The sequence below is a fragment of the Massilia sp. DJPM01 genome, from assembly GCF_030348125.1.
Lineage (GTDB): Bacteria > Pseudomonadota > Gammaproteobacteria > Burkholderiales > Burkholderiaceae_D > Telluria_A > Telluria_A frigida.
This window is the reverse complement of record NZ_JAQOZV010000150.1, coordinates 1-2,033: the sequence shown is the minus strand read 5'-3', so window position 1 is coordinate 2,033 and position 2,033 is coordinate 1. Positions and strand designations below refer to the sequence as shown.

General features: G+C 56.0%; 2 protein-coding genes. Both read right to left on the bottom strand.

Annotated features, from left to right (window positions below; all coding sequences use genetic code 11):
- Positions 1–101 precede the first annotated feature (101 nt).
- On the bottom strand, positions 102–443 hold the full coding sequence (locus PO883_RS34245; RefSeq protein WP_167094505.1) for a hypothetical protein: 342 nt from the start codon (positions 441–443) through the stop codon (positions 102–104).
- Positions 444–690: 247 nt separating this feature from the next.
- A complete protein-coding gene (locus PO883_RS34240) occupies positions 691–1,593 on the bottom strand; it encodes a GGDEF domain-containing protein (RefSeq protein WP_289313769.1) in 903 nt (300 codons plus the stop codon).
- Positions 1,594–2,033: the final 440 nt, after the last annotated feature.

Sequence of the window (2,033 nt, the reverse complement as noted above, 5' to 3'; positions counted from 1 at the left end):
AGAAAACCCCGCAGAGATGTGGGGTTTTTTTTCGTCCGCAGATTTGTTTGTGTGTTTTCTTCCCCCTGTAATGTCAAATCACCGGGGGCAATCGCACACTGTTATTTCACGACAGTCAGCTGCTTTACAATTTCCAGACGATCATCTTCACCTGGGCCTGGTACGCGGCCGCGGTTACGTTCGATCTTGTACTCCAGTACCACTTTACTGCCCTTGAATTTCTTCTTCAGAAAATAGCCCTGGTTCGGGTCATCGCTTTCGCCGACGACTTGCTCGCATTCTTTCTTCACGCACCAGGCGGTGACTTCCGTGCCATTCGCGGCACGCACCGTCACAAATGACGAGTCGCCGCCGCCGGCGCCAATCAATGTTCCAGAAATGGTTGTTGCAAGCGCTACCTGAGGCAGGGCCAGGACAACAGCGAAGAGATAGTGTCGTTTCATTGATTCCTTCTTGCTAAAAATGGGGATGTGGCCGGATCTCCCAGCGGTACGGCGCCGCGCAATTCGCCGGCGCTGGTTGGTGGTGCTTGGCCGGCAGGCTATCGACATGCCGGGATCGCTCGGTATCAACCCTCGCATTATCGCATCATCATGTTGACGAAATAAGGAAGGCGCCGACCCGGCCTCGACCGAAAAGCGATGGAGAACTTGGTATCGCGACAATTTGGCTTGGATCGGACGTCGTGGCTCACGCGGCCCGCACGCAGTTCTTGCCATGCGATTTGGCCTGGCAAAGGGCACTGTCGGCGCGCTTGATCGCGTCGCCAATGACTTCCCCAGGTTGAAGGGCTGTTACTCCGAATGACGCAGTAACCCGAAGGCCGTGCGGCCAGATCTGATAAGGGAGTGCTTCGCGCAGCTTCTCCGCCAAAAAATGAGCATCAGCTCCCTTTGTACCGGAGCAAATGATCAAGAATTCCGCCCCGCGCCAACGCGCCAGCTTGCCGCTCGCCTGAATTCCACGTTGTATCGCAGCAGCGAAAGCGCATAACACCTGATCGCCCACGCCGTGGCCATGGGTATCGTTCACCTCCCGATGGTGTCCCTCGGTATCACGCGCGCCAATCGACAAGTCGACGGTCGTGACGTTATCGATACGCATATCCGTTTGGAGGAGTGGAACATGGCGCATATCGGTCCACCACGGCGCCGTACGCAAGACTTTTACCGGTATGACGACGATCGCTTTCGCAGGTACGATGAAGTTGGCTTCATTCACCTTTTGCGACATGTCATCGGTCAAGGTCGACATGCCGGGCTCGAAATTGCGAAGAACCAGCCGTGCGGTATGATCGCCCGGGCCTTCGTACGACATATCGAAGCTGATGGCGTCGAACTCCGACAGATCGACGCCGACTTCATTTTTGCTTAGCGTAAAAAGAAAGCGGCAGTATGGCCATTGGAATGTCAGGCGCAGATCGCAATTCATCGTCAGCGCATCGGGGCGTCGCGTGAGCCTTGCGACACTACCGCCTTGTTGCAGGCGGTCGTCGACAAGCTCAACCGGCCGGCCGCTGGCGGCGGAGAACTCCATGACCCTTTCCATCCCGAAGTGTTGCCAGACGAGCAGTGTGGCAGTGAACACGATCATTCCGATCACGAGCGTTTCCATGCGGGGGAGGGCGCGAGAAGGAGATGTCATGGTGAAGAGGCAGTGTGCTGTGTCGTCATCGGGGCGGATCAAACACCGCGTGTCATTGCAGGGTAACGATGTAATTTCTGCGGCGCAACACATACCGCTATTGTGCGCAGGTTGTACCCACACACTGACCGGAATTCCTTCGATCGTGCGTTCTGCGCGCTGCGGCGTGGCCGTGGCTGGGGCCTGCGGCCAAAACAATGTCGATCAATGTCGATAACGGCACTGCGCGGTATCGCCGCTGACAGGTCGTGATCAAAGTAAATGCGACAGGCGCCTTGTCAAACTCAAGAGCCTTTGCTATAGTTCGCCTCCCCGCTGATTCAGTAGCGAAATCAAGTAGTTGCAGGACAGATCAGGGGCGTTTTGAAAGAAACGAAGTAACAAAAAGA